Annotated in this window: 28 protein-coding genes and 1 riboswitch; of the genes, 20 read left to right on the top strand and 8 right to left on the bottom strand. The window is 42.6% G+C overall.

The genetic code is table 11. The features are described from left to right. Nucleotides 1-124: 124 nt before the first annotated feature. The 7 genes from MHH41_RS01280 to MHH41_RS01310 all read left to right on the top strand — a co-directional run bounded on the left by MHH41_RS01280 (nucleotide 125) and on the right by MHH41_RS01310 (nucleotide 4208). Entirely contained in the window at nucleotides 125-385 is a 261-nt protein-coding gene (locus MHH41_RS01280) for a metal-sensitive transcriptional regulator (RefSeq protein WP_003217059.1), read from the top strand. A 123-nt stretch (nucleotides 386-508) separates the two neighbouring features. Then, nucleotides 509-991 carry a DsrE/DsrF/DrsH-like family protein gene (locus MHH41_RS01285; RefSeq protein ID WP_012008766.1) on the top strand — a complete coding sequence of 161 codons (483 nt, stop codon included), beginning with the start codon at nucleotides 509-511 and terminating at the stop codon, nucleotides 989-991. Between the two features lie 14 nt (nucleotides 992-1005). Continuing rightward, on the top strand, nucleotides 1006-1359 hold the full coding sequence (locus tag MHH41_RS01290; RefSeq protein WP_335365082.1) for a rhodanese-like domain-containing protein: 354 nt from the start codon (nucleotides 1006-1008) through the stop codon (nucleotides 1357-1359). 47 nt (nucleotides 1360-1406) lie between these two features. Continuing rightward, complete coding sequence (locus MHH41_RS01295) at nucleotides 1407-1967, top strand: sulfurtransferase TusA family protein (RefSeq protein ID WP_310427367.1); 561 nt, start codon at nucleotides 1407-1409, stop codon at nucleotides 1965-1967. Between the two features lie 14 nt (nucleotides 1968-1981). Next, entirely contained in the window at nucleotides 1982-3109 is a 1128-nt protein-coding gene (locus MHH41_RS01300; protein ID WP_340865426.1) for an MBL fold metallo-hydrolase, read from the top strand. A gap of 33 nt (nucleotides 3110-3142) precedes the next feature. Further along, on the top strand, nucleotides 3143-3373 hold the full coding sequence (locus tag MHH41_RS01305) for a sulfurtransferase TusA family protein (protein ID WP_106029685.1): 231 nt from the start codon (nucleotides 3143-3145) through the stop codon (nucleotides 3371-3373). A 58-nt stretch (nucleotides 3374-3431) separates the two neighbouring features. Beyond that, nucleotides 3432-4208 (top strand): sulfite exporter TauE/SafE family protein, encoded by a 777-nt coding sequence (locus MHH41_RS01310; RefSeq protein ID WP_251191203.1) that lies wholly within the window; start codon nucleotides 3432-3434, stop codon nucleotides 4206-4208. 31 nt (nucleotides 4209-4239) lie between these two features. On the opposite strand, the gene MHH41_RS01315 is transcribed toward MHH41_RS01310, so the two are convergent. Further along, on the bottom strand, nucleotides 4240-4416 hold the full coding sequence (locus MHH41_RS01315; protein WP_003216908.1) for a hypothetical protein: 177 nt from the start codon (nucleotides 4414-4416) through the stop codon (nucleotides 4240-4242). A 143-nt stretch (nucleotides 4417-4559) separates the two neighbouring features. Further along, on the bottom strand, nucleotides 4560-5993 hold the full coding sequence (proS, locus tag MHH41_RS01320) for a proline--tRNA ligase (RefSeq protein ID WP_251191202.1): 1434 nt from the start codon (nucleotides 5991-5993) through the stop codon (nucleotides 4560-4562). Between the two features lie 396 nt (nucleotides 5994-6389). Continuing rightward, nucleotides 6390-6489: riboswitch (purine riboswitch) on the top strand. Nucleotides 6490-6566: 77 nt separating this feature from the next. On the opposite strand from proS, the gene MHH41_RS01325 reads away from it, so the two are divergent. Continuing rightward, a complete protein-coding gene (locus tag MHH41_RS01325) occupies nucleotides 6567-7739 on the top strand; it encodes an MFS transporter (RefSeq protein WP_003217034.1) in 1173 nt (390 codons plus the stop codon). A 239-nt stretch (nucleotides 7740-7978) separates the two neighbouring features. Here MHH41_RS01325 and MHH41_RS01330 read toward each other — a convergent pair whose 3' ends face one another. Further along, nucleotides 7979-8746 (bottom strand): GNAT family N-acetyltransferase, encoded by a 768-nt coding sequence (locus MHH41_RS01330; RefSeq protein WP_268459786.1) that lies wholly within the window; start codon nucleotides 8744-8746, stop codon nucleotides 7979-7981. 216 nt (nucleotides 8747-8962) lie between these two features. Here MHH41_RS01330 and MHH41_RS01335 point away from each other — a divergent pair, with 216 nt between their 5' ends. The 5 genes from MHH41_RS01335 to MHH41_RS01355 all read left to right on the top strand — a co-directional run bounded on the left by MHH41_RS01335 (nucleotide 8963) and on the right by MHH41_RS01355 (nucleotide 11591). Then, the gene (locus MHH41_RS01335) at nucleotides 8963-9421 is read left to right on the top strand and encodes a MarR family transcriptional regulator (RefSeq protein WP_050943378.1); all 459 of its coding nucleotides are present in this window, start codon (nucleotides 8963-8965) and stop codon (nucleotides 9419-9421) included. Nucleotides 9422-9532: 111 nt separating this feature from the next. Further along, entirely contained in the window at nucleotides 9533-9778 is a 246-nt protein-coding gene (locus tag MHH41_RS01340; protein WP_113768627.1) for a hypothetical protein, read from the top strand. Then, nucleotides 9775-10236: a DUF523 domain-containing protein gene (locus MHH41_RS01345; RefSeq protein WP_340865431.1), complete on the top strand. Its 462-nt coding sequence runs from the start codon at nucleotides 9775-9777 to the stop codon at nucleotides 10234-10236. Before MHH41_RS01340 ends, MHH41_RS01345 begins: the two co-directional genes overlap by 4 nt. A gap of 29 nt (nucleotides 10237-10265) precedes the next feature. Beyond that, the gene (locus MHH41_RS01350; RefSeq protein WP_050943373.1) at nucleotides 10266-10682 is read left to right on the top strand and encodes a DUF5301 domain-containing protein; all 417 of its coding nucleotides are present in this window, start codon (nucleotides 10266-10268) and stop codon (nucleotides 10680-10682) included. An 81-nt stretch (nucleotides 10683-10763) separates the two neighbouring features. After that, nucleotides 10764-11591 (top strand): aldo/keto reductase, encoded by an 828-nt coding sequence (locus MHH41_RS01355; protein WP_012008778.1) that lies wholly within the window; start codon nucleotides 10764-10766, stop codon nucleotides 11589-11591. Nucleotides 11592-11639: 48 nt separating this feature from the next. On the opposite strand, the gene MHH41_RS01360 is transcribed toward MHH41_RS01355, so the two are convergent. After that, the gene (locus MHH41_RS01360; protein ID WP_137055281.1) at nucleotides 11640-12713 is read right to left on the bottom strand and encodes an iron-containing alcohol dehydrogenase family protein; all 1074 of its coding nucleotides are present in this window, start codon (nucleotides 12711-12713) and stop codon (nucleotides 11640-11642) included. Nucleotides 12714-12902: 189 nt separating this feature from the next. Here MHH41_RS01360 and trhO point away from each other — a divergent pair, with 189 nt between their 5' ends. Continuing rightward, entirely contained in the window at nucleotides 12903-13871 is a 969-nt protein-coding gene (gene trhO / locus MHH41_RS01365) for an oxygen-dependent tRNA uridine(34) hydroxylase TrhO (protein ID WP_003217237.1), read from the top strand. Between the two features lie 344 nt (nucleotides 13872-14215). Then, nucleotides 14216-15835, top strand: a complete 1620-nt coding sequence (locus tag MHH41_RS01370) for an APC family permease (protein ID WP_106032893.1) — start codon at nucleotides 14216-14218, stop codon at nucleotides 15833-15835. Nucleotides 15836-15869: 34 nt separating this feature from the next. Here MHH41_RS01370 and MHH41_RS01375 read toward each other — a convergent pair whose 3' ends face one another. Beyond that, nucleotides 15870-16070 (bottom strand): hypothetical protein, encoded by a 201-nt coding sequence (locus MHH41_RS01375; RefSeq protein ID WP_050943366.1) that lies wholly within the window; start codon nucleotides 16068-16070, stop codon nucleotides 15870-15872. A gap of 185 nt (nucleotides 16071-16255) precedes the next feature. Between MHH41_RS01375 and licT the strand changes: the two genes are divergently transcribed. From licT to MHH41_RS01395, 4 genes are all read left to right on the top strand, one after another. Then, nucleotides 16256-17092: a BglG family transcription antiterminator LicT gene (gene licT / locus MHH41_RS01380; RefSeq protein WP_106029677.1), complete on the top strand. Its 837-nt coding sequence runs from the start codon at nucleotides 16256-16258 to the stop codon at nucleotides 17090-17092. A 235-nt stretch (nucleotides 17093-17327) separates the two neighbouring features. After that, nucleotides 17328-19187: a beta-glucoside-specific PTS transporter subunit IIABC gene (locus tag MHH41_RS01385; protein WP_253621901.1), complete on the top strand. Its 1860-nt coding sequence runs from the start codon at nucleotides 17328-17330 to the stop codon at nucleotides 19185-19187. 19 nt (nucleotides 19188-19206) lie between these two features. Beyond that, complete coding sequence (locus MHH41_RS01390; protein WP_253621900.1) at nucleotides 19207-20628, top strand: glycoside hydrolase family 1 protein; 1422 nt, start codon at nucleotides 19207-19209, stop codon at nucleotides 20626-20628. A 646-nt stretch (nucleotides 20629-21274) separates the two neighbouring features. Continuing rightward, nucleotides 21275-22012, top strand: coding sequence for a hypothetical protein (locus tag MHH41_RS01395; RefSeq protein ID WP_050943362.1), 738 nt, complete (start codon nucleotides 21275-21277; stop codon nucleotides 22010-22012). A 7-nt stretch (nucleotides 22013-22019) separates the two neighbouring features. Here MHH41_RS01395 and MHH41_RS01400 read toward each other — a convergent pair whose 3' ends face one another. Then, complete coding sequence (locus MHH41_RS01400; protein ID WP_223251399.1) at nucleotides 22020-22340, bottom strand: hypothetical protein; 321 nt, start codon at nucleotides 22338-22340, stop codon at nucleotides 22020-22022. 438 nt (nucleotides 22341-22778) lie between these two features. On the opposite strand from MHH41_RS01400, the gene arr reads away from it, so the two are divergent. Next, the gene (gene arr / locus MHH41_RS01405; RefSeq protein ID WP_310427387.1) at nucleotides 22779-23195 is read left to right on the top strand and encodes an NAD(+)--rifampin ADP-ribosyltransferase; all 417 of its coding nucleotides are present in this window, start codon (nucleotides 22779-22781) and stop codon (nucleotides 23193-23195) included. A 58-nt stretch (nucleotides 23196-23253) separates the two neighbouring features. On the opposite strand, the gene MHH41_RS01410 is transcribed toward arr, so the two are convergent. Together MHH41_RS01410 and MHH41_RS01415 are read right to left on the bottom strand one after the other, a co-directional pair. Next, complete coding sequence (locus MHH41_RS01410) at nucleotides 23254-25173, bottom strand: BglG family transcription antiterminator (protein WP_340865434.1); 1920 nt, start codon at nucleotides 25171-25173, stop codon at nucleotides 23254-23256. Continuing rightward, entirely contained in the window at nucleotides 25170-26054 is an 885-nt protein-coding gene (locus MHH41_RS01415; RefSeq protein WP_340865437.1) for an ROK family protein, read from the bottom strand. Before MHH41_RS01415 ends, MHH41_RS01410 begins: the two co-directional genes overlap by 4 nt. Nucleotides 26055-26080: the final 26 nt, after the last annotated feature.

Below are 26080 nucleotides of genomic sequence, written 5' to 3' on the forward strand. Positions count from 1 at the left end.
TACTTAAAAATGAGGAGCTACTGTGACATTTATATCAGTAGTTCTTCTTTTTTAATATCATCATGTTTGACTAAATACCTCTTAGGGTATACTATCTAGAAAGAATAGAAAGGAGTCCTTATTCATGGAGTATAATCAGCAGATGAAGAATCGTCTTCGCCGGATTGAAGGGCAGATTAAAGGGGTTCTTGCGATGATGGAGCAAGGCAAGGATTGCCGCGAGGTGGTCACGCAGCTGTCTGCATCACGTAATGCCATTGATCGGGCAATGGGTGTGATTGTGAGTACAAACCTTGAGCAATGTGTTCGTGAAAGTCTTGAACAAGGCAAAGATACGGAAGGTCTTGTGAAAGAGGCAGTTGAGCTATTGGTGAAAAGCCGGTAAGAAATTCCTCAGCCTTTGGAGGTTGACGGATTTTTTTACTTAATGTAATATACCATTACCGGTATATGTATATATTTTTTATTTTTATATACCCCCATAGGTAATTGTTGAAGGAGGAGCAGAATGGAAGAACAGAAAAAACGCACGACGATTGTGTTATTCAGTGGAGATTATGATAAAGCGATGGCAGCTTACATTATTGCCAATGGTGCAGCAGCTTATGATCATGAGGTGACCATTTTCCATACGTTTTGGGGACTGAATGCCTTGCGTAAGGATGAGATGGTACCGATGAAAAAAGGATTTTTAGAAAAAATGTTCGGCAAGATGATGCCGCGCGGGGCTGATCGCATGGGGATTTCCAAGATGAATTTTGCGGGAATGGGACCGAAAATGATTAAGCATGTGATCAAAAAGCACAATGCCATGACCTTGCCGCAGCTCATTGAGATGGCGAAGGAGCAGGATATTAACCTCGTGGCATGTACAATGACGATGGATCTTTTAGGATTACAGGAGAAAGAATTATTAGATGACATTCAATATGCTGGTGTAGCGGCATATTTAGCAGAGGCTGAAATTGGACGTGTGAATTTATTTATCTAGTGAGGTGAAGCAGGATGGTGCAGACGATTTTACTCATCATCGTAATTGGATTACTCGTGAGCCGCTTTCTGCCGGTTCGAGGTGTGAAGCAAATGGATGCAGCTCATATGAAAAAGAAGCTGAAAAGCAGAGGTCAACAGCTCATTGATGTGCGTTCTCCTAGTGAATTTCAAACAAATCATATCAAAGGCTTTCAAAACATCCCGTTGCCTCATTTGAAGAATCGAGCTAATCAGCTTGAGAAAAATGAAGAGGTTTATGTGATATGTCAAAGCGGGATGAGAAGTATGCAGGCAGCGAAAATATTGAAGAAGCAAGGATTTACTCAGATTACAAACATCAAGGGTGGCATGAATGCTTGGTATTAAATGCGCAACAAAATATACCCCCACCCCTATATGAAGGAGGACATGACATGCAGCAACCAACTGTCATTTTAGATGCAAAAGGACTGGCATGCCCGATGCCGATTGTGAAAACAAAAAAACAAATGAATGAGCTCTTACCAGGAGACGTACTTGAAGTGCAGGCTACCGATAAAGGGTCAGCAGCGGATCTAGCGGCATGGTCAAAAAGTGCCGGTCACGAATTTTTAGGAACAAAAGTAGAAGGCCAGGTGCTTCATCATTTGATTCGTAAGGGCGGAGAACAAGAGAAAGAAGGGAAGTCCATGATTTCGGAAATGTCTTTGAATATGTTTCAACAGAAGGTAAAAGAAGATCCATCTTTGTTTATTTTAGATGTGCGAGAGCTGGATGAATACGAGGCGGGGCATATTCCAGGAGCTGTTCATATTCCTCTTGGTGAGGTTGAACAACGTGCGGAGGAATTGAGCCGGGAGACGGACATTTACCTGATCTGTCATTCAGGCAGAAGAAGTGAATTAGCTGCGCAAAAGTTAAAAGAAAAAGGATTTCATCAATTGATGAATATCGTGCCAGGCATGAATAGCTGGACAGGAGCGATTGAAAAATAGGAGCTGAATGAGACATGACTGTAAAGGCAATGACGACAGAGCAGTTAACGAAAAAGGTCATCAACAAAGAGCCTCTCTTTTTGTTAGATGTACGAAATGAGGCAGATGCTCAGGACTGGAAGATTGAAGGGGAAGCGATTGAATATGTCAATGTGCCTTACTTTGATCTCCTTGAAGGAGTAGAGGGCATTTTGCATGACATTCCTCATGATCGTGAAGTGTTGGTGGTTTGTGCCAAGGAAGGCTCCTCTATTATGATCGCGGAGATGCTGTCAGAGGCGGGTAGAACGGTCCATTATTTAGAAGGCGGCATGAAGGCGTGGAGTGAGCATCTAGAGCCAGTGAAGATAGGGGATTTAAGCGGCGGTGGAGAGTTGTATCAATTTGTGCGGATGGGCAAAGGCTGCCTGTCCTATATGATCATGTCAAATGGAGAAGCCGCAATTGTAGATGCAGCTAGAATGACGGATGTCTATATCCATTTTGCTAAAAAGCTCGATGTCACTGTGACGCATGTGCTCGATACTCATCTTCATGCAGATCATATTTCTGGTGGGAAAAAACTGGCTGAACAGACTGGTGCCAACTACTGGCTGCCACCAAAAGATGCAGAAGAGGTGACCTTTGAATATAAACGGCTAGAAGAAGGAAAGCGGATGACGATTGGAGCGGCTTCCATTGATATTCACCCCCTTTACTCGCCGGGGCATACGATTGGTTCAACATCTTTTATCGTGGATCAGCAATATCTTCTTTCAGGTGATATTTTGTTCGTGGATTCGATTGGAAGACCTGACCTTGCTGGAATGGCGGAGGACTGGGTAGGTGATTTGAGAGAAACACTTTATGACCGGTATAGAGCACTTTCGAAAGAATTGATTGTGCTACCAGCGCATTTCATGGTCATGGATGAAGTCAATGAAGACGGAAGCGTTTGGAAGGAGCTAGGCGTCCTATTTGAAGAAAATCATGGACTGAATATTGAAGATGATGACGTATTTAGACAAATGGTCACGAAGAATCTGCCTGCACAGCCAAACGCCTATCAAGATATTCGTCAAACCAATATGGGGAAGCTGAGTCCAGATGATGAAGCGCAGCGTGAAATGGAAATTGGTCCAAACCGTTGTGCGATTCGGTAATGTCCAATAAAATAAGAAGAGAGGAACAATCAAATGACATCAGATCAAATGTTAGACGTCAAAGGGCTTGCATGCCCAATGCCGATTATTCGGACGAAGAAAAAAATGAATGACTTGACGGAGGGTCAAGTATTAGAAATACATGCAACAGATAAAGGGGCTAAAGCTGACTTAGCAGCATGGGCGAAGTCAAGCGGACATGAATTGATCACGCAGACGGAAGAAGGACATGTGCTGAAGTTCTGGGTGAGAAAAGGGTCCTAAAGGATGTAGGGGTATCTGCTGAAGATCCCCTTTTCCTTTTGCAAAGGAGGAGACCAGCGTGGATTTTGCATTTTTGATTACACTTTTTATCATCGGATGTATTGGTTCCTTCTTATCAGGAATGGTGGGGATCGGGGGATCTGTGATCAACTATCCTATGCTGCTTTATATCCCGCCACTGGTCGGTGTGATGGCACTATCGGCACATGAGGTATCAGGAATTGGCGCCATTCAAGTGCTTTTTTCGACGCTCGGTGGGGTATTGGCCTACCGAAAAAGCGGATTTTTACATCGGTCGTTGATTTTATATATGGGGAGCAGTATATTGGCGGGCAGCTTATTAGGCAGTTATGTATCTCACTTTATGCCAGAGAATGGGATGAATCTCGTCTATGGATTGCTTGCGATTGTGGCTGTGATTCTTATGCTAATTCCAAAAAAGGGACAGCGTGCAGATGCAGAGGGAGAAGTCACTTTTCATAAAGGACTTGCGGCAGGTATCGCCTTTGTGATTGGCAGTGTTTCCGGGGTGCTAGGCGCGGGCGGAGCATTTATATTGGTACCGGTGATGCTGTCTATTTTAAAAATTCCTGTCCGGATGACGATTGCGTCCTCACTAGCGATTACGTTTCTATCTGCGATTGGCGCATCGACTGGAAAGATATTGACGGGTCAAGTCATGCTTCTTCCTGCGGTTGTGCTGATGCTGGCAAGTTTAATAGCCGCTCCGATTGGTGCTAAGATCGGTCAGAAAATCAATGCCGTCTACTTGCAATGGGCACTTGCTGTGATGATTACGGCGACAGCGGTCAAAATTTGGCTGGATTTATTATAAAGAAAGGACCAGCAAAGCGTGTTGGTCTTTTTTATTTGACGTCATCGTGCTCGATATATGTTTCAAGGGCTGGGTGAAACTCTTTTTGATAATGAAGGTTGGGGCATGTTTTCACGACTTTGCCTTGCAGGGCATTGGACTTAGAGACTTCTAATGCTGTTTTACATTTAGGGCAGCGTTCGGCAAACAGTGAGGGCCAGCGCTTCATACATCACCACTCCAGTTAAAGTCTTAAAAACCGATTATATTAATATGAATTATAGGGGATCGTGCTGGTGAGGTCAATGGGTGTTTGGGTCTTTTTAACAAAAAGGAAGCATCGTGAGGGATGCTTCTCTTTCGTTTCTATTCTCAATAAGCTTTTGCCCAGAAAACCATATCAGATGCTGGCTTTCCGCAGCAGACACATGTATCAGAGACAGATTCCTGTTCAAATGGGATACAGCGTGAGGTCGCCCCTGTTCTTTCTTTAATGTCGTTCTCGCAGGCTTCGTCACCACACCACATGGCTTTAATCAATCGGTTTTCTTCTGAAAGAATGTGCTCAATGTCTTCGATGATGTGAGCTTTTGATGTTTTTTCATGTAATCGTTCTTTCGCCTTTTCGTACATCGTCCGTTGAATATCTTCAAGCGTGGATGTGATGGTTTGTTCAAGTGCATCTAATGTGACAGCTTGCTTTTCACCAGTGTCTCGTCTTGCGAGCATCACCTGTCCTTTTTCGATGTCCTTTGGTCCCACTTCGACACGTAGAGGAATGCCCTGCATTTCACATTCGTTGAATTTCCAGCCTGGCTGTTTATCGCTTGCATCAATGTCAGCACGTGCGATGCGGGTGAGTCGTTCTTTCAACTCGTAGGCATGATCGAGTACACCTTCTTTATGAGAGGCGATTGGCACGATCCGCACTTGGGTTGGCGCAATGTTTGGCGGAAGGACGAGTCCTCTGTCATCGCCGTGCACCATGATCATGGCACCGATGATTCTTGTGGTGAAGCCCCAAGAGGTTTGCTGGACATGCTCTAGCTTTCCTTCGCGGTTTAAGAATTCAATGCCAAATGCTTTGGCAAATCCGTTTCCGAAGAAGTGAGAAGTGGCCGTTTGCAGCGCTTTTCCATCATGCATCAGGCTTTCAACTGTATAGGTGAAGCGGGCACCAGCGAATTTTTCCTTCTCTGTTTTTCTCCCTTTAATGACAGGAATGGCAAGGAGCTCTTCGCAAAGAGAAGCGTAGATGTGAAGCATTCTTTCTGTCTCCTCAATCGCTTCTTGCTCCGTCTCATGACATGTGTGTCCTTCCTGCCATAGGAATTCAAGCGTTCTAAGAAATGGACGTGTGGTCTTTTCCCAGCGGACGACATTCGCCCATTGGTTATAAAGCTTCGGTAAATCACGGTAGGAATGAATGATATTTTTGTAATGCTCAGCGAACAGTACTTCAGAGGTTGGTCTGACGCAGAGCCTTTCCTGTAATTCGGATTCACCGCCATGTGTGACCCACGCTACTTCAGGAGCGAAGCCTTCGATATGGTCTTTTTCCTGCTGCAGCAGACTTTCTGGGATAAAGAGCGGCATATACACATTCTCATGCCCTGTTTCTTTGATTTGGCGGTCCAGTTCGTCCCGAATATTCTCCCAAATTTTAAAGCCGTATGGCTGAATGATCATACTGCCTCTGACGCTTGAATAATCGACGAGGCGTGCCTTTGTGACAACATCTGTATACCACTGGGCAAAGTCGTCTTCCATGCTTGTGATTTTTTCAACAAATTGTTTCTTTGACATTGCATATTCCTCCTTTTAAAATGCAAAAAAGCTGTGCTTTAAGTTAGGGACCATTCCTGGTGGTACCACCCTAATTTAAAGCACAGCTTTACACTCGATCATGATAACGGTATGAACCGCTGTATGAAACAGAACTAAATCGGCAGGTTCACTTGAAGATGTCAGTAGGAACTTCTCAGCACCGTTCCCTCTCTGTTAAAGGTCAATTCAAGCTACTATTCCAGATCTACGTTGATCAATGTTCGTTGATTTTTCATCAGTTTACCTGTAAATGCAGGAGAAAGCAAGTTGTACTGGGGTTTCTTTTCATGCTGTTCTGAGTGCTTTGTTTGATCGTGAATTTGCAGTCATTTCCTATTTTTATAGCTTGCCAGTTATGTAAGCATATGCTACTATATTTGAAGAAAAAAATAGACTTGTATAACCTCAATAATATGGTTTGAGGGTTTCTACCAGGATCCGATAAATCCTGATTACAAAAGCGTGCTTTCCTTTTTTGTAATCAGGGTTTTTTTGTTTGTCTTCACCCTGTATCAAAAGTGAAAGCGATGATATAGAGAAGGGATGTTAGACATGAACTGGAGAGTATATTTATTAGCCGTTTCTACTTTTGCGGTTGGATTAGTTGAGCTTGTGGTCGGGGGCATTTTGCCAAGCCTTGCAGAGGATTTGAATGTATCTCTTGCGACAGCTGGGCAGCTTATCACCGTATTTGCCATTGTGTATGCCATTTCAGCACCTGTGCTGCTGACTGCCACAGCTAAAATTGAACGAAAGCGTCTTTATTTAATCGCGTTATTGGTGTTTACAATAGGGAATGTATTCACATATTTTAGTTCGACCTTTGCCCTTGTCATGATCTCTAGGGTATTGATCGCAATGAGTACAGCGCTAGTGGTGGTGTTATCATTAACGATCACTGCTAAGTTGGTGGAGCCAGCGCATCGTGCGAAGGCATTAGGTCTGATTTTTATTGGGATTAGTTCTTCACTTGTTCTCGGTGTACCGATCGGTATTTTTATTACAGAGAGCTTTGGCTGGAGAGTGATGTTTTTAGGAATCAGTATTTTATCAGCGATATCGATGGTGCTAATTTATTTCCTATTAGAGAAAATGCCTGTTGAAAAAGTGACACCTCTTAGAGAGCAAATTCGTGCTTTAGGGCATCCGAAAATTTTTAGTGCACACTTGATCAGTTTGTTTATGCTTGCAGGTCATTATATGCTTTATTCTTATTTCACTCCGTTTTTAATGGAAGTTCTGCATATGACCCCGTTCTGGATTAGTATTTGTTATTTGGTCTTCGGGCTTGCATCTATTGGCGGGAATGGGTTAGGCGGTTGGCTTAGTGACAAGCTGGGTTCAGGGAAAGCCATTTTGCTGGTGACAATTGCGTTTGCGGTTGTGTTGTTTATCATTCCTTATACAGCGGGTGTGTTTGTCCTCTTTATGATCATGGTTGTCCTATGGGGAGCTCTTAGCTGGGCATTAACGCCTGCCTTGCAGAGCTATTTGATTCAAACAGATCCTGTGACGTCTGATATTCAGCAAAGCTTAAATACATCGGCCTTGCAAATTGGTATCTCAATTGGATCAGCGGTTGGCGGTGTCCTATTTACGATGACCGGTTCATCTGTTGATCTGGCGAAGTTCGGTGCAGTGTTTGTACTGATTGCCTTTAGCTGTGCGGTGATTTCGTTGAAGAGACCACCACTTTATATGGATCGTCAGCATCGTGCTGAATAGCTGCCTATGATAGGCAGCTTCAGCGTGTAGACAAACCCTCGCATTCGTTGTCAGTCCTGCGTGCTGGTGCTCACGAATGTCAAATTCGCTCCGCGCCAGTACTCGTCCTTCCTAGACTTCAAAGGTTTTCTATCACGCTGAAAAGAAGACAAAGGGCTAAAATAAAAATCATTTTAGCCCTTTGTCAACAATCTGTAGCTGCCTATGATAGGCAGCTTTTTTTTATGTTCTATTTTACTCTATTCAAAAACAACCATTTCGCCGATTGGTTGAAAGCCGGCACGTTGGTAAATATTTTTGCCGTCCGCCGATGCTTGTAACAGGACGCGCTTCTGTTTGTTGTCTGTCTGGGTCAGAAGGTAATGAAACATGTCACTGCCAAGTCCCTTTCCGCGGTGATCTGCCTTTGTGATGACATCATAAATACCGTAGCTATCGGTTGCTTCGAGTAATAAGCCTGTTGTGACCGGTTTGTGGTCTACATATCCGACGAACATGCGAGCGCGTGATTGTATAGCTTCAAGCGAAAAACGCTGGAAATAGTCCTCTAAGGCGATAGCCTCCGGTGACTCTTTGAATAGCTCGATAAAGATATTTTTGTAATCAAGCAGTGTCTGGTCATCAAGTACTTCTTTGATTGTAAGTGGTGAAGATGTAGCTGGGTCAATGCCTTCTGTCTGTTCAAGCATCATGATGGTATTGCGTTCAACCTCTTCAAGCTGATATTCCTTTAGTAAATCAGTCCAATCAGGATGAAGCAAGCGGTGATCCACCCATGTGCTAAATAATAGTTTCTGTGACTGCAAGTATTCGATGGTTGCTTTCACTTTTTGCGGATCTTTAATTTGCGCTGATGTCGGTAATAGCAAATTGAATGTGTCTGTCGATATGTGAGTATTGGATAGTACGAAATCGTCCGTTGCGAGGAAGGTTCCGTCCACAGCTGAAGAAAACAGGTGGATCTTTTCTTCTAATTGGCGAATGGCGATGTGTTGTTCGGTTTTCATTAGCTCACCTTTTTCATCAAAAATTGGATGTCATCCCCTATGAATTATAGCAAATAAAAGAAAGAGGAGCTGTGACATCATAGATCATCTAGTAGAAAAGTACATATACCATTTTCAGGTCTGATGGCCTATTATTTTTATCACACTGACATTTCTTTTGACTCCTATCTTAATTATTAGTACCATTTTATTAACCAGTTAAGAGTGGAGGTTCAGATGGAGACTAAAGAGCAGATTGTATTAAAAGCGATTCAAGATCTGATTATTCATAGAGAAAAGAGAAGGAATGATCCAACAGATCCACTGATTACCACGACTGATACACTCAAGCAAGATTGGACACTCACACAGCTTCACATTTTATCGATGATTCAAGCCAATCCAAACGAATCAAATAATACATTTCTTTCTCAACAACTGAAACTATCAAAGCCCGCTATTACAAAGGCTGTGAAAAAACTAATTGATAAAGGCATGGTGGGCTATTGCCACCGGCAAGGGGATAAAAAATCTGTCTACTATTCATTGACAGAGAAAGGCACGCAATTGGCGGCACTGCATGATGAATTACATGAGAAAGCTGTCGCGTCCTACTTAGAATTTCTCCAGCAGTTTCATGAAGATGAATTACAAGTGATTGAGCGCTTTTTGAAGGCATGGAAAGAAAAAATATAGATTAAAAAAACCGAAACCATCGTAGAAAATGAGATGATTTCGGTTTTTTATATGGTAAAATTAACATATATTGACGTTATTCGTGATCATGTTAAAAGGGAGGGAGCTTCTTTGGGGAAAGAAATGATGGAAAATTTTAAAAAGTCCGCAACCATCATGCCGTTCGTGGGATTGTTTGTCAGCTTGCTATTATTTGTTTACTTTTTTGGTATCACAGGAGTTGAAGGGTCGATTTGGGCTGCTGCTTTATATTGTGCTCTGCCCTTTTTAGGGTACACGATCTTCTATCTGCCTGTATGTATTTATTTTAAAGTCAGTAAAAAACGTTCAATCCATAAAAATGAGGAACAGACGTGATTGTGGTCAGCGCTTGTCTTGCTGGGTTGAAGGTCCGGTATAATGGTAGCCATCGATTAGATCAGCGAATCGAAGAGCTTGTGCAGGAAGGAAAGGCTGTGACAGTTTGTCCTGAACTGCTTGGCGGCTTTTCTACGCCAAGATCTCCGGCAGAAATCATTGGCGGAGATGGACATGATGTATTACGAGGGCAAGCTTCTGTTGTCGATGTTCATGGAACTGATGTAACAGAGATGTATGTAAAAGGTGCAAAAGCCACACTGGAACAGGTTCAGTCTCTGAAAGCAACAGCGGTTGTGCTAAAAGAGTACAGCCCTTCTTGCGGGAGCCGGATGATTTACCAGGGAGAGTTTAACGGTAAGACAAAAGCGGGAGATGGTGTGACGTCCGCTTTGCTAAAACAGCACGGGATTCAAGTGTTCTCTGAGGAGGATGATTGGACTTCGGTGTTTCAATAGGCGTGGCGTGAATAGAAGGAGGAGTTAGGTTGAAAAAGTGGATCATTGGTGTAGTTGTCGTTATTTTAATCGGAATGGGTATTTATTTTATGATCCATGCCAAAACATACTCTTTTGATGATGTGGTCTCGATTGATCGAAACAAAGTGACATCCATACAAATTGAGCATGATAATGAACGTGCTGTTTTGAAGAAAAAAGAAGACATTCAAAAGCTGTTGAAGGAACTTTCAGATGTGAAATTAAAGAAAATGAACGAAGCCAAAAAAGCTTCAAAAGAATCTTATTGGATCAGAGTGTACGAGAATGAACAGGAAACTTATGGTCTGACTTTTTATGACCAAAGCTTTTTAGAGACATATGATTTTTCTAAAAAGAAAGATCAAACAAGCGAATACCAAATCGTTGACGCCAATCAAGTCGATATAGGACAATATATCAAATAACACAAGCGAAAATTCATGCATGATCAATAGAAAATTCGGGTATAGTGCTTGGTAAGCAAAAATGAAGCGGAGGTTTGTTTGATGAGTGGATTAACAGATACAGTCACATTAGCAAACGGAGTAAAAATGCCGAAGCTAGGCTTCGGTGTATGGCAAGTAAAAGATGGGGATGAGGCTGTAAATGCAGTCACAGACGCTCTTGAAGCGGGCTACCGCAGCATCGATACAGCAGCAGCCTATCAAAATGAAGAAGGGGTAGGCAAAGCCATTCAGCAATCAGGCATCTCTCGCGATGATCTGTTTATTACGACAAAGGTGTGGAATCGTGATCAAGGCTATGAATCAACACTTGAAGCCTTTGAAACAAGTATGAACAAGCTAGGGCTAGATGTATTAGACCTTTATTTAATTCATTGGCCAGTTGAAGGCAAATATAAAGAAACTTGGAAAGCACTAGAGAAGCTGTATAAGGATGGACGCGTTCGAGCCATCGGTGTGTGTAACTTCCATCAGCACCATCTAGATGATCTATTAGAAGAAGCAGAAGTTGTGCCAATGGTCAATCAAATCGAGCTGCATCCAAAGCTGACGCAGGAGCCTTTACGAGACTACTGCAAGGAGAAAGGGATTCATGTAGAAGCGTGGTCACCATTAGGCAGCGGGAAGCTGCTGAACCATCCTGTTCTTCAGGATATTGCGAAAAAACATGACAAATCCGTGGCTCAAGTCATTCTTCGCTGGGACTTGCAGCATGGCATTATCACCATTCCAAAATCTGTGACGAAGAGCCGAATCATCGAAAACACACAAGTCTTCGATTTCGAGCTGTCCGCACATGAGATGGGTGTCATCGATCAACTCAATGAAGATGAGCGCACAGGTCCAGATCCAGATAACTTTGATTTTTAATCGAAAGAAAAGCACAGGTGGCATGCCTGTGCTTTTTATTGAACGATTTTACGAGGCTGATACGGTTTCAATGACTTGAATGGCGTCGACCATTTGCTCTTTGGAATAGTCTCCAATCAAGCAAAAAGTTTCATCTATACGTGCAGCATGGCTTGCCACTGTTTTTGCGGCTTCTTCTAGCTGAGCTGTGATGCCAAGCTCACGCATATTTCTAGGTAATCCGAGTGTTTCATAAAGCTCAAGTAATTCTTCTACTTCACCCATTCGATTTTCTGTGGCAAGCTGAACAAGAATGCCGTATGCCACTTTTTGACCATGTAACATATGGTGCGTTTCCTCAATAAACGTCAATCCGTTATGGATGGCGTGGGCTCCTGCCATTCTTCCGTAGCGTCCTCCGTAGCCGCCGACCGTGCCAGCTAATGTAATAATGGTATCCGTTACATCTGCAAATGCTTGCGAAAGCTGACCCGTTTGCAAGCTGTGGACAGCTTCTTCGCTATGGGAAACAAGAATATCCCTCACGTATACCGCCTGTTTTAGTGCTGCATGCACCATGAGCGGCAAGGAATCCTTTGCATTTCGAATAATGGCTTCCGCTTCATACCATTTGGCCAGCGTATCTCCAATCCCACTTTGAAGGTAGGAAAGAGGAGAAGAGAGCAAAAATGTATGATCAATGAGCGTGAGGTAGCTGGACCGTTTATGGTAATCGACTCTCATGAAATTCCCCTTGTCATCATAAATGACGCTAAGCGGTGTAGATGCAGCACATGTCCCCGGGATGGTTGGAACCATGATCACTTCAATTTGAAGAGCCTCTGCTACTGACTTGGCAGTGTCTAAAATCGTGCCGCCTCCAATCCCAATCACCACATCTGCCTCTTTCAGTTCTTCTGCAATTCGAGTGATTGCATTGGGTGAACTGTATCCTTTGTGCTGGACAACAGACCAATGAGACGGAAGCTTTGTATACTGTGAAAAAGCATGAAATGAATCATATCCTGTCACGACAGCGGGTGACCGGAAGGATGGAGAAACAAGTGAATCGAGTTCATGATAAATGCCTTTTTGAGAAATAAATTGGTTTGGACCGCTTCTGACGATATCTTCTGGCTGTATCATTGCGTTCTGCTCCTTTACAACATCATATTTGATAAATCATCTCATTTTACAGAAAGTTCTGTCAAATATGAGAAGAAAGACCCTTCCGTTTTATGGAATTAAGCCGCTGTCATTGCCTTTAGGTATGTATTTCCTGTATGATAAAGAACGGTATGTTTTGATTAAATTTAAGAGGTGTTTATATATATGGAAAAACAATATCGTGTCTTACTTTACTATCAATATGTCCCCATCGAGGACCCAGAGACGTTTACAGCAGAGCATCTAGCATTCTGTAAGGAGCTTGGTTTGTTAGGCCGTATCCTTATCTCAGCAGAAGGCATAAACGGAACTGTTTCTGGTACCATTGAGCAAACGGACAAGTACATGCAAGCATTAAAGGAAGATCCGCGCTTTGCGTCTATGCCGATCAAAATTGACGAAGCAGACGGTCATGCTTTTAAAAAAATGCACGTCCGCCATCGAAATGAACTAGTGAATCTGAGCCTTGAAGATGATGTGAACCCGTTAGAATTAACAGGTAAGCATCTTAGCCCGGTTGAATTTTACGAGCAAATGCAATCACCTGATACCGTTGTGATAGATGCACGTAATGATTACGAGTTTGATGTCGGCCACTTTAGAGGGGCAGTTCGTCCTGATATTGAGACATTCCGCGAATTACCGGAGTGGATTCGTGACAATAAAGAGATTCTTGAAGGGAAAAAAATCCTGACGTATTGCACAGGCGGCGTACGCTGTGAGAAATTCTCAGGCTGGTTAAAGCGTGAAGGCTTTGAAGATGTCTCTCAGCTTGACGGCGGAATAGTCACGTACGGAAAAGATCCAGAAGTTCAAGGGAAGCTTTGGGATGGTCAATGCTATGTGTTTGATACTCGTTTAACAGTGCCCGTGAATCAAACAGAGCATGTGGTTGTCGGAAAAGATTTCTTCACTGGTGAGCCTTGCGAGCGTTATGTGAACTGTGCAAATCCTGCATGTAACCGCAAAATGATTGCAACAGAAGAAAGCGAGCATAAATATATGCGTAGCTGCAGCCATGAATGTCGTACAAGTGAACGTAACCTTTATGTGAAACAGCACAACCTGTCTGAAGAAGAAGTGCAAGAAAGACTAGCTGTGATTGAACAAGAACAAGCGATCTCACAAGGATAGAGGGAACCACCCTTTATCCTTTTTTTCTATTCATGATAGGGCTCAGAAGGAAGAGGGATTCATTTCCTCTTTCTTTTTTGTTTTGTTTTTTTCAAAATAAGGGTAAAGGTAGTTATTCAGTCTAATAGATTGAATCATTGAAAAAGCGCTTTCTTAAGAAATAAGCATGTTCGACTATTTCAGAAAATGGAGAATTGAGAGATAATAAAACAGGCGAAAAAATGAACAAGGGTAAAGATTTAGTTGAAGAAATATTTGTTAATTGAATGAAAAGTGAGCTGCAATGAAAGAAAGGTGCTTACTTAGGCACATGCTTTGTAATTTAATCGAAAGGTGTTATGAACATGAATCATTTACATCGTAGAATGGGAACTTTCGCTTTAATGATGGTAGGTCTTGGCTCAATCATTGGTTCAGGTTGGCTATTCGGTGCTTGGCGTGCCGCTCAAATTGCCGGCCCTGCTGCTATTTTATCCTGGTTGATTGGGATGGTCGTGATTTTATTTATCGCTTTGTCTTATAGTGAACTCGGATCGATGTTTCCAGAGGCAGGCGGAATGGTGAAATATACGCAATATTCACACGGCTCTTTTATCGGGTTTATTGCCGCTTGGGCAAACTGGATCGCCATTGTCTCCGTCATTCCGGTTGAGGCGGTGGCTTCTGTCCAGTATATGAGCTCATGGCCTTGGGAATGGGCAAAGTGGACAACCCATTTGGTCACAAAAGGGGTGTTGACGACAGAAGGACTCATGGTGGCCAGTGTGCTTCTTGTGATTTACTTTCTGCTCAATTATTGGACCGTTGGGTTATTTTCAAAAGCGAATACATTCATTACCGTGTTTAAAATTGTCATTCCAGGATTAACAATTGGTGCGCTCTTATTCGTAGGTTTTCATAGTGAGAATTTTACTTCTGGAACAAGTATTGCTCCTAACGGCTGGGCGAGTGTGCTGACAGCTGTTGCGACATCAGGAATTGTGTTTGCCTTCAATGGCTTCCAAAGCCCGATTAATATGGCGGGTGAGGCGAAAAATCCAGGCAGATCCATTCCGATTGCTATTGTTGGATCTATTTTGATTGCGACTGTGATTTATGTGCTTTTACAAATCGCCTTTATCGGTGCTGTCGATCCGTCCATGATTGTGAATGGATGGGGTCATTTGAATTTTAATTCGCCATTTGCCGACCTTGCCATTGCGCTTGGGATTAACTGGCTGGTTCTGATTTTATATGCAGATGCGTTTGTATCACCTTCTGGTACAGGGATTACGTATACGGCGACGACATCCCGTATGATTTATGGAATGGAAAAAAACAAATACATGCCAAGTGTACTTGGTCGTCTGCACCCTATTTATGGCGTGCCTCGTCCAGCGATGTTTTTTAACTTAGCCGTATCGTTTATCTTTCTGTTTTTATTTAGAGGCTGGGGTGTACTTGCGGAAATCATTTCTGTTGCGACACTTATTTCTTATCTGACAGGCCCAGTAACTGTCATGACACTGAGAAAGACAGGGACAGATTTATATCGTCCGCTGCGAATAAAAGGACTTAGCATCATTGCTCCTCTCGGCTTTGTCTTTGCGTCATTGACGCTGTATTGGGCGAGATGGCCGTTAACAGGTCAGGTGCTGTTCATTATTCTCATCGGTCTTCCGATCTATTTTTACTATCAAGCAAAAGCGAAATGGAAAGGCTTCGGCCGCAACTTCAAGGCGGGTGCTTGGATGGTCGTGTACTTGCTTGTGATGATGACGATTTCCTGCCTGGGCAGTGACAAATTCGGCGGCTATAACGTCATTCATTATGGCTGGGATATGGCTCTTATTACAGTGGTTTCCTTGCTATTTTATATGTGGGCACTCAAAAGTGGATTTGAAACAGAATTTCTAGAGGATGCGAAAAAAATCAATGATGAGCTGCGTACTTCTTCGCAAGAAGCCGCATCATCCAAAGAATAAAGGAACGGCTGCCTGAATATCATGGGCAGCCGTTTTATTTTGATAAATGATGCATCACGTGCTGCCTCAGCCAAGTGGTGACACCGCGCAAAACGGCTGCTGTGACAAATGAGATGAGCACATACTTCCAAAGCAGATTCATACCTTGTCCACTAAGCAAAAACACGATTCCTAGAAAGACGAGTGTGAATAAAAGCACGAATAAAAATGATGCAGACCAGAAAAAAGCCTTCACTGAAGGTCACCTCCTTGGAGTATTGTATGCAGGCAATTGAAGGATCAGACCAGCTATGACGGGGTAGAATTATGGTGAAATCTATTGCAAAAGTCAGATAAAAACACCAAGTGATTTGACAGTTATGTTAAGATGAGAGCATATTTTGAGTGAAGATTGTGGTTCATAGACGGAGGTGTTTGGGGTTGCAGATACAAAAAGTTCTAAACAATAATGTCATTAGTGTGATAGATGAACAAGGAAAAGAAATCGTCGTCATGGGAAGAGGTATCGCCTTCCAGCGGCGGCCCGGGGATTCGGTAGACGAATCGTTAATCGATAAAGTTTTCCGCCTGGAGGATCATTCCGTTCATGAGCGAATGAAAATGCTGCTTCTGGAGGTTCCATATGATGTGGTCAAGGTAACCGAAGAAATGATTCAATATGCACATACAAAGCTGAACCGAAGATTAAACGAAAGTCTGCATGTATCGCTCGCAGACCATATTCATTACGCCATCGAACGACTGAAGAAAAATCATCTCATTGAGAATTCGCTCATTTGGGAGATTAAACGCTTATACAAAGATGAATTTCTTGTGGCAAAGGACTGTCTTGAGATGATTAGAGAGCGTCTTCATATTGAACTGCCTGAGGATGAAGCAGGCTTTATTGCCATGCATATCATTAATGCAGAGCTCAATGAGGACATGAATACAACGGTCAATATTACAAAAGAAGTAAACGCCATCCTCACCATTGTGAAATATCATCTCAATATGGAATTTGATGAAGACTCACTCAACTTTTATCGTTTTCTCACACATTTACGCTTTTTCGTCCAGCGTCTGATAAACGAAACAATGCTTGTCAGCGAAGATCAGGATTTGTATCAGCTGATCAAGGTAAAATATCCGAAGGCATACGAATGTGCAAAGAAAATCGCAGAATACGTCTATCAAACCTATCACCGAGATCTCACATCAGAGGAGATGCTGTATCTATCCATTCATTTGAATCGATTGATCAAACGAGAAAAATAAAGGTAGTTTTCAAAAGAAAGCGTTGACATGAGAAAAGCTGAGTGGTACTATTTGCTCATAAACATAAAAGAATACGGTTTCACAATGATCGTCTTAGAGGATTGTGACTGTTCGGCAGGCAAAACCTAAACGTTCACTGAAAAAGCGCAATAGCAAGTTGCGACTATTTTTGGTGCCCGTTTAGGTTTTTATTTTGCCCAAAAACGTATTTTTTTGAAAAAAAGGGGGTTTTTGTATGAGTTATCGTCAATTAGCAGAAGACATTATCAAACACATTGGCACAGAGAAAAACGTTCATTCACTGGTCCATTGCGCTACAAGACTTCGCTTCACATTAAATGACCGATCAAAAGCAGACAAAGCAGCCATTGAAAAATTAAATGGCGTTGTGACCGTTATGGAAAGCGGCGGCCAATTTCAAGTAGTCATTGGAAATACTGTACCAGAGGTTTATCGAGAGATTGGGGAGTTTACAAATCTATTAGAGGATTCCACTTCTTCATCTGAAAAATCAGGTGGAGAGAGCACGAGCCTTTTCGGAAAATTTGTCGACATTGTCTCTGGTATTTTTACACCACTTCTCGGTGTCATGGCAGGTGCTGGTATTTTAAAAGGTCTATTAGGTATCTGTATCAATGCAAAATGGTTATCACCTGAAGATACGTCGTATCAAATTTTATTTGCTGCGTCGGACAGCTTGTTCTACTTCCTGCCATTACTGCTCGCATTCACTTCGGCGAGGAAGTTTAAAGCAAATCCGTTTGTGGCTGTGACGATTGCTGGTGCACTCATTTACCCAACCATTCAAGAATTGTCAAAAGGCGGCGGAGATGTGACCTTCTTCGGTATTCCAGTCGTCTTAATGTCTTATACATCAACGGTTATTCCAATCATTTTGGCAGTGTTTGTCATGGGATATATCGAACGTTTCTTTAACAAAGTCATTCATGAAAGTGTCAAAAACTTTATTACTCCACTGATTTTACTTGTCACGGTTGTTCCGCTGACACTCATTGTATTCGGACCATTTGGTGTGTATGCAGGGAACGGCATTGCCGCTGTCTTGCTGAAAGTATTCTCCTTTAGTCCTACACTTGCAGGTGCTTTAATTGCGATGGCATGGCAGGTTCTTGTGATCTTCGGTATCCACTGGGGTCTAGTGCCAGTGATTTTAAATAATATTGCCGTCCATGGAAAAGATCATATCAAGCCGGCGACTGCGCCAGCTGTATTTTCACAAGCTGGTGCTTCCATCGGGGTTATGCTGAAAACAAAGAATAAAAAGCTGAAATCATTGGCTGGATCGACAGCGGTTTCTGCCGTGTTTGGGATCACAGAGCCAGCTGTATACGGGGTCACGCTTCGTTTGAAAAAACCATTTATTGCAGCCGTTATCTCTGCCGGAGTCGGCGGTGCGATCATCGGTTATTCACAAAGTATTGCGATTGCGTCAGGGCTTCCAAGTTTACTGACACTTCCGATTTTCTACGGACAAGGGTTTACAGGGTTCATCATCGGAATCTCGGTCTCATTTGTTCTATCCATCGTCTTGACTTATTTGATTGGATTTAAGGATCCAGTAGATGAAGATGAAACCCCAGCACCGGTTGCCGCACCAACAATGGAAAACGAACATGGGGTCAAAGCAGCTCATGTGAAAAGTCCTTTAAAGGGTGAGGTAATCAAGCTGGAGGAAGTACAGGATAAGGCATTCTCATCTGGTGCACTAGGAAAGGGCGCAGCCATCATTCCATCAGAAGGCAAGCTGTTTGCACCAGTATCAGGAGTCGTGACAACGGTGTTCCCAACAGGTCATGCGTACGGTCTTACTTCTGAAAGCGGAGCAGAAGTGCTCATTCACATTGGACTTGATACCGTACAATTAGGCGGTCAGCATTTTACCCCGAAGGTCGTACAGGGGCAAACCATCACTGAGGGCGAATTGCTTGCGGAGTTTGATATTGAAGCCATCCAAGCTTCCGGTCTGTCCGTCACAACACCAGTGATTATTACCAATTCAGGTGAGTTTAGCGATATCATAGAAACAGAAGAAAAACAAATCACACCAGGACAATCATTTTTACATCTCGTTTAATCAAGAGGAGGAAGAAATCATGAGATATTCAACACTAGCACCATTTCCAAAGGACTTTTTTTGGGGCGGATCTACATCCGCCTACCAAGTAGAAGGTGCGTGGAACGAAGATGGCAAAGGGCCATCTGTCATTGATATGAGAGCAAGTTATCCTGAAGGAACAACAGATTTTAAAGTCGCAAGCGATCACTATCACCGCTATAAAGAGGATGTGAAGATGTTTGCAGAAATGGGTTTGAAGGCTTATCGCTTCTCTATTGCATGGACACGGATCATTCCAAATGGAGATGGGGAGATCAATCAAAAGGGGATTGAATTCTATCATTCTCTCATCGATGAATTGCGCCGCTATGATATTGAACCAATCGTGACGATGTATCATTTTGATCTGCCTCATGCACTTCAAGTAAAAGGCGGTTGGTCAAATCGTGCGACAGTAGATGCGTTTGAACGGTATGCAAAGGTTCTATTTCAGGAGTATGGCGAGAAGGTAAACTATTGGCTGACCATTAATGAACAAAACATGATGATCTTACATGGATCAGCGCTCGGTACACTTGATCCAAATTTAGAAAATCCGAAAAAAGAACTGTATCAGCAGAACCATCATATGCTCGTCGCTCAGGCGAAAGCCATGACGCTTTGTCATCAAATGTTGCCTGAAGCGAAAATTGGACCAGCGCCAAACATTGCGCTCATTTATCCGGCATCTCCAAAGCCTGAGGATGTGCTTGCTGCGGCGAATTACAATGCGATCCGCAACTGGCTGTATCTTGATATGGCAGTCTTCGGCCGTTATAACAACCTTGCTTGGGCGTATATGAAAGAAAAAGACATTCTTCCTGTGATTGAAGAGGGAGATATGGATATTTTGAAAAGTGCGAAGCCGGACTTCATTGCCTTTAACTACTACACATCTCAAACGGTTGAAGCGAGTAAAGGAGATGGCAAGGATGAATTTGCGCGCGGCGGAGACCAGCATTTGAAATCTGGTGAAGATGGCGTATACAAAGGCGGCAACAACCCGTTCCTAAGTAAAAATGCGTTTGGCTGGGAGATTGACCCTGTCGGCTTCCGATCAACGATGCGTGAGATTTACGACCGTTATCAGCTGCCTCTTATTATCACGGAAAACGGATTGGGTGCTTTCGACAAATTAGAAGAAGATGGATCGATTCAAGATGATTATCGAATTGACTATTTAGAAAAGCATATCGAACAAATCAAATGGGCGATCACAGACGGCGTCGAGGTCTTCGGATACTGCCCGTGGTCCGCTATCGACTTAATCAGCACACACCAAGGATGCTCCAAGCGCTACGGATTCATTTACGTGAATCGCGATGAATTTGACCTAAAAGACCTGAAGAGAATTCGTAAAAAGAGCTCTTACTGGTATGAAACATTAATTCAGCAAAATGGAGAGAAGATCGGGGGGTAACAAATAAAAAAGCCAATCACCTTATGCGGGTGGTTGGCTTTTTTTCGTTCACTCTATTGGCAAGATTATAACGTTCGAGTTGTTTTAAAAAGATAGCCTGATTTTAACAGCCTAATAAACTACTTTCTTTTATAATCCAAAGAAATTTTGCTGTTTCGAATGCTACATCAGGTGGAAGGCCTGCCTGTATAAAAATTGCGCTACTTTGTAAAAACCTGATTTAGCTTTCTTTGCATATTTCTTGTCTATTACTTTCAATAAAGGGTTTTTCTAAATATGTGCCTGACTTGTGAAGAGCCTGAACAGCAAGTTTTTTGCTATTGTAGTGACGATATTTTTAGTTTGGGCTTCTTTAGATTGTGGTGGGAATATCGTGCACCATTGTTTAGGAACATATGCATTTCGGCTTGTGTCATTTGTCCATCCATCACATGAATTTCAATGGTCATCATGTTCACCTCCACAGTGAACGAATTCTACTACAGAAATTTTCATCAAAACGAAGTCTTAAAAAATAAAAAAATGATTGCGGACACCGCAACCAAAAAGTAATTCTCTTAAATCTAACTTAAATCCATTGATACACTCATTTTGATTTGATAACCTTGATTTTGGAATTTAATACAAAAGGAGGAATATAAACAAAATGTTCAAAAAAACACTTTTAACCCTAATTACCCTAGCTCTTGTCATATCGATATGGACTCCATTTTCATCAGAAGCATCAGCAAAAACACACTCTATCAATTCACAAGAATTAGAAGCGTTAGTAACACCAACAGTTCTACAAAATGAACAAACTACCAAAGAATTAGACGAACTTGAAATGAAAATGGGGGAATACATAGAAAACCTTCCATTTACAGAAAAAGAATTCGAAAACATGTCAGAGACAGAACAAAATAAAGTGATAGATCAATATTTCAACAATGAAGAATTTTTAGCTATAGAAAACCGAATGAAACAACTTGACTCCAAAAGTAATCAGAGTGAAATAACAACACAAGCACTACCAGTATTCTTCATACCTATCGCAATGACCGTAGGAAGAGTTGCTTTAATGGCTATCAGATCAAAAGGCGCAAGAACTGCACTTAAATATCTAAAAAATCGAATAAAAGGATTCGGTAAAAATTACAAAATTAAATGGGATGTAAGAAATGATAAAGGACAACTTAGAAGTTTAGTTGTCGTCCTACACAAAGGAAAGAAAAAAACAACAAGAGTATTTGCTGTAGACAATGGAAAAATCCCTTTAATACCAAAAACCTCAACTTGGTATTGGCATTTCCATGTAGCTCCAAAAGATAAAATACACCATGCTCTCAGAGCATCAGTACCAAAGAAATACAAAGCAAGTCCAGGAGAAACAATATTACACTAAAAAACCCCTAATTTTCAGGGGTTTTTTTCTCTTCAAGACTTGTAACTATATCAACTGGATGTATCAAGTTTTCATCATCATTATCCTCATCAATGTAAGGCATAATAAGTGAATCCAACTCTTCTTTATCATCAACTAAAGCAACGTAAGTTGTATAATCCTCTAAATCTGATGGAAACAATTCAGCTTGACCAACATTACTTTTCAATGCTTGGTCAATAGCACTCTTTAATTCTATTAAACCCTCACGATTACCAATAATATAAGAATCCATATGCCAACTTTTTTGAGCATATATATGACAAATCTTATCTCTATCTTTCATCATCTCATTACACCCTTCCTGAAAAATTTAATTGATTATGTGCCAACACGCCAACCAGCTATAACATCAAACGTCTCATTGGCTACTTTATCCTCATCTTCTTCAATCCTGATCAGATCTCCTTCCTAGGCATCAATACGCTATTTCCAAAACTGCCACCAACATTTTTTTGTCCTTCTTTTCCACCTGCTCAATTGCCGCAATTAATTTTTTAGTTTCTTGAGTTTCTCTTTATGGCCTCTAACAGCTTTTTATCTCTTTCAAGAAGACTGCTTTGTATGTATTCTTGCTGCTTTTTCAACTTGCTGGAGTTTACAAATCACATCTTACTCTCTACTATCATCATACCCCGAATTCAATCTCATTTATAGACTGTTTTCCGCCTAGATCAGGCCGTATACTGTTATACGCAAGTCCAAAAACGATAAGGGGTGCGGCTGTATGAATGACAATGAGCAGGTTTTAGACCCTGGACCATTTTTTCATGGGATGAAAGCGGAATTGAAGATTGGAGATCTGCTTGAACCGCAGTATTTATCGAATTATCAGGATCAAAAATCAAACCATATCTATTTCACCGGAACATTAAACGCAGCCAAGTGGGGTGCTGAGTTAGCAAGATCTGATGCGAAAGAGAGAATTTATGTTGTAGAACCGTTAGGCGAGTTTGAAAATGATCCGAATTTGACTGACAAAAAATTTCCGGGTAACCCAACACGTTCTTATCGGTCGAAATCCCCTTTGAAAATCGTCGCAGAATTAGGTTCATGGGAAAGACATTCCGATGAAGAAATCGATCATATGCTGAGCTCTTTAAAGAAATTAAGTGAAGAAGGGAAAAATGTCATATACGATTGATGATTCTCAATCACACGAAGGCCGCCTCATCAACAGCTGGGCGGCCTTTTGTTTGATCTTATTGAAACAACGCATTCATCAGCTCATCGAATGTTTTTGATTGATTCAGAGCGTGAATGCGGTTTGGATTATCCAGTAAATCAACGGCTTGTTCAAAGAATTGATTCATGCAGGCTGCGTCATCTTTATGAATGGCTAATAAAAAGACAAGTGATACTTGGTTTCCCTGCCAGTCAATCGGCTGTTTTAAGTGTGCGATGGCTACGCAGGATGTGCCTTCATTTGTGATGAGCGGGTGCGGCATGGCAATCCCTTTTCCAAGGTAGGTAGACGACATTTGCTCCCGCTCAAGCACCGAGGACCGAAAAGATGACGATACTAGCTGATACGTTTCTAAATGGCTGCATAGTGTGTCTAATACCTCGTCCTTACTGGATAGGTCAGCGTTCAATAAGGTTAATCGTTCTTGAAAAAACGCCATCAGTTCTTGCGAGGGAGTCCCGTGTCCATTTAATAAATGAATGACCTCATTCACCCGCTGTACATCATGTTGTTCAAAAAAGGCGCTAACCTGTATCACTGGTTTTCCCTTTGATGCGAGCGGGACGGTTGTAATGATGACGTCACAGGGAAGGGTGGTGCTCATGAGATAATCCTGATAGGAATAAAGCTCGACGATGTCCAGTTCGTGCTGAAAGGCTGCCTTCAATTTAATTTCAAGCAGTCTTGCCGTCCCTAGTCCAGAACCGCACACGATAATGGCTTTCTTTTTTTGCGATGTATCGAGCTGACTTCTTTCAAAAGAAGCAGCGATATGCAGGGCAACATATGCCGCCTCATCTTCATTTGGCGTCCGCACCAGCTGTAAGGCATTCAGTCCGCTGACAGCTAAATCAAACGGGTATGGATAGGACGCTTTGATTTCATGCAACAGCGGATTTTGTAAGGATACGCCATATTGGATTCGATTTAATAATGGCTTCATATGAAGCATCAAGTCTTGCTGCAGGATGTTGTCATCTGCAAAGTGGTGGCCGCTCATTTTCTCAATGTGCTGTAGAAAGACCGCAACCGCCTGCTGAACTTCCACTGTCGTCTGATGCTGGGCGGCTTCTTTCCACGTTTGATTTGCCAATAGATGCATGACTAAGTAATCTGTTTCATCCTCTGATAAGGTGACATGAAAGGTGTCACTCACCTGCTGTATGATCTTTTGGGCAATTCTCATCAAGACGGGTGATCGTTGTGTACGAGTGGTACTGGCGGGTATCCGCTGGTTTTTTCGTGTTTGCTGAATCGCAATTGCTAAGTGAATGACTAAGTTTTTTAAGGCAATGTCTTTAATGAGCAATGACTCTTGATGCAGGTTCGTCAGGACAATAGATCGAATGGTTTCAAGAGAAATATCGGGAAAATGGAGCTGCTCCCGCTCGGTGATATGAGAAAGTGCAGGCTCTTCTTCAAGGAGTAAGTCTGCATAGCATGTTCTTTTTTGCAATTCGTCTCCCTCAATTTTTAAGCCAAATCCAGGCTTTGACACAAGGGTCATACCGTAACGGGCTAACAGCTCTCGTCCTTTTTTCAAATCACTGCTGACCGTCATGCGGCTGATGAACAGTTCTTCAGCCAGCTGGTCAATTTTTAAGTAATCCTGTTGAAGCAATAGCTTCCTCATGATAAATCGTACACGCTCTTCTGGCATGACGGGGACGAGAGAGCGGGCAGGAAGCTTTTGTTGATGAAGCCAAAGCAGGAAGGCATCTTGGTCACTCGTTAATAGGGTGTATCCCTTTCCGCGGATCGTTTTAATCTTGGCTCCAGCTTCCTTTAATTGCTCATTTGCTTCTTTGATTAAATGACGGATGGAGCGGTCAGATAAGCGAAAAGAGGCAGTGAGCTCCTCCAGCTTCACGAACCCCTTCGTTTCAAATAGCTGCTGAATCAGCTGATAGGTTCGAGGATCTGCCGTCATCATCATTGCGCGGCTCCTTGCGCCTGTAAGGCATCAGTACCAAGAGCGATGGCGCCCATTAAACCTGATAATCCATCAAAGGATGGCTTGGTGATAATTTCATTTAAAGGCTTTGGCAGTTGTAAATACCCATGAAGCCGCTTTTCTGTTTCATCAAGAATGAGCGGCAGCATAGCGGGCTGTTTCATCACACCTCCACCGAAAATGATGCGCTCTGGCGAAAGGGTGAGTAATAAATTGGCGGTCATCTGTCCGAGATAGTAGGCATGAAGTGACCAGGCAGGATGATCCTCTGGTAGTATTTGTGCCAGTGTATGATAGCGCCCTTCTATGGCAGGTCCTGATGCCAGTCCCTCTAAACAGTCATGGTGTATAGGGCAGCAGCCACCGTAGGAATCATGAGGGTGCCGCTGCACTGTGATATGACCCATTTCTGGATGCAGCAACCCGTGAATGAGGCGGTGTTCAATATAGGCACCGCCGCCTATTCCGGTTCCAACAGTGATATAGACCAAAGAAGCAGGCTTTTCTGCTTCAACCGAAAAGCGGGCTTCCCCGAGTGCTGCACAGTTCACGTCTGTATCAAGCTTCATCGGGAGTCCAAGGGCTTGTTTTAAAGTAGAAAGGAAAGGGAATTGGCGCCAGGCTGTTTTGGGTGTCTCTAAAATCGTCCCATAGCTTGGGCTTTGTTCTTTTACATCGACAGGCCCGAATGCCCCAATGCCAATGGCATCGACAGGATGCTTTGTAAAGTAATCGATTACTTGCCGGCATGTTTCATCTGGATTACCTGTTGCAAAGGAAGTCGTGTGTTCAATCGTTCCATCTGTTGTTCCGTAGCCGCAGACAAATTTTGTTCCGCCTGCTTCAATGCCTCCAATTCGCATGATCAATGCCCTCCATTAAAGAGGGG

Origin of the sequence: Bacillus sp. FSL K6-1145, from assembly GCF_038003425.1 — a bacterium.
GTDB lineage: Bacteria > Bacillota > Bacilli > Bacillales > Bacillaceae > Bacillus > Bacillus pumilus.

Bases quoted from the DNA above. Each gene is read 5' to 3' on its own strand.
- MHH41_RS01280 (WP_003217059.1), top strand. From the start codon at position 125: ATGGAGTATAATCAGCAGATGAAGAATCGTCTTCGCCGGATTGAAGGG.
- MHH41_RS01285 (WP_012008766.1), top strand. From the start codon at position 509: ATGGAAGAACAGAAAAAACGCACGACGATTGTGTTATTCAGTGGAGAT.
- MHH41_RS01290 (WP_335365082.1), top strand. From the start codon at position 1,006: ATGGTGCAGACGATTTTACTCATCATCGTAATTGGATTACTCGTGAGC.
- MHH41_RS01295 (WP_310427367.1), top strand. From the start codon at position 1,407: ATGCAGCAACCAACTGTCATTTTAGATGCAAAAGGACTGGCATGCCCG.
- MHH41_RS01300 (WP_340865426.1), top strand. From the start codon at position 1,982: ATGACTGTAAAGGCAATGACGACAGAGCAGTTAACGAAAAAGGTCATC.
- MHH41_RS01305 (WP_106029685.1), top strand. From the start codon at position 3,143: ATGACATCAGATCAAATGTTAGACGTCAAAGGGCTTGCATGCCCAATG.
- MHH41_RS01315 (WP_003216908.1), bottom strand. From the start codon at position 4,416: ATGAAGCGCTGGCCCTCACTGTTTGCCGAACGCTGCCCTAAATGTAAA.
- proS (WP_251191202.1), bottom strand. From the start codon at position 5,993: ATGTCAAAGAAACAATTTGTTGAAAAAATCACAAGCATGGAAGACGAC.
- MHH41_RS01325 (WP_003217034.1), top strand. From the start codon at position 6,567: ATGAACTGGAGAGTATATTTATTAGCCGTTTCTACTTTTGCGGTTGGA.
- MHH41_RS01330 (WP_268459786.1), bottom strand. From the start codon at position 8,746: ATGAAAACCGAACAACACATCGCCATTCGCCAATTAGAAGAAAAGATC.
- MHH41_RS01335 (WP_050943378.1), top strand. From the start codon at position 8,963: ATGGAGACTAAAGAGCAGATTGTATTAAAAGCGATTCAAGATCTGATT.
- MHH41_RS01355 (WP_012008778.1), top strand. From the start codon at position 10,764: ATGAGTGGATTAACAGATACAGTCACATTAGCAAACGGAGTAAAAATG.
- trhO (WP_003217237.1), top strand. From the start codon at position 12,903: ATGGAAAAACAATATCGTGTCTTACTTTACTATCAATATGTCCCCATC.
- MHH41_RS01370 (WP_106032893.1), top strand. From the start codon at position 14,216: ATGAATCATTTACATCGTAGAATGGGAACTTTCGCTTTAATGATGGTA.
- MHH41_RS01385 (WP_253621901.1), top strand. From the start codon at position 17,328: ATGAGTTATCGTCAATTAGCAGAAGACATTATCAAACACATTGGCACA.
- MHH41_RS01390 (WP_253621900.1), top strand. From the start codon at position 19,207: ATGAGATATTCAACACTAGCACCATTTCCAAAGGACTTTTTTTGGGGC.
- MHH41_RS01395 (WP_050943362.1), top strand. From the start codon at position 21,275: ATGTTCAAAAAAACACTTTTAACCCTAATTACCCTAGCTCTTGTCATA.
- MHH41_RS01400 (WP_223251399.1), bottom strand. From the start codon at position 22,340: ATGATGAAAGATAGAGATAAGATTTGTCATATATATGCTCAAAAAAGT.
- arr (WP_310427387.1), top strand. From the start codon at position 22,779: ATGAATGACAATGAGCAGGTTTTAGACCCTGGACCATTTTTTCATGGG.
- MHH41_RS01410 (WP_340865434.1), bottom strand. From the start codon at position 25,173: ATGATGATGACGGCAGATCCTCGAACCTATCAGCTGATTCAGCAGCTA.
- MHH41_RS01415 (WP_340865437.1), bottom strand. From the start codon at position 26,054: ATGCGAATTGGAGGCATTGAAGCAGGCGGAACAAAATTTGTCTGCGGC.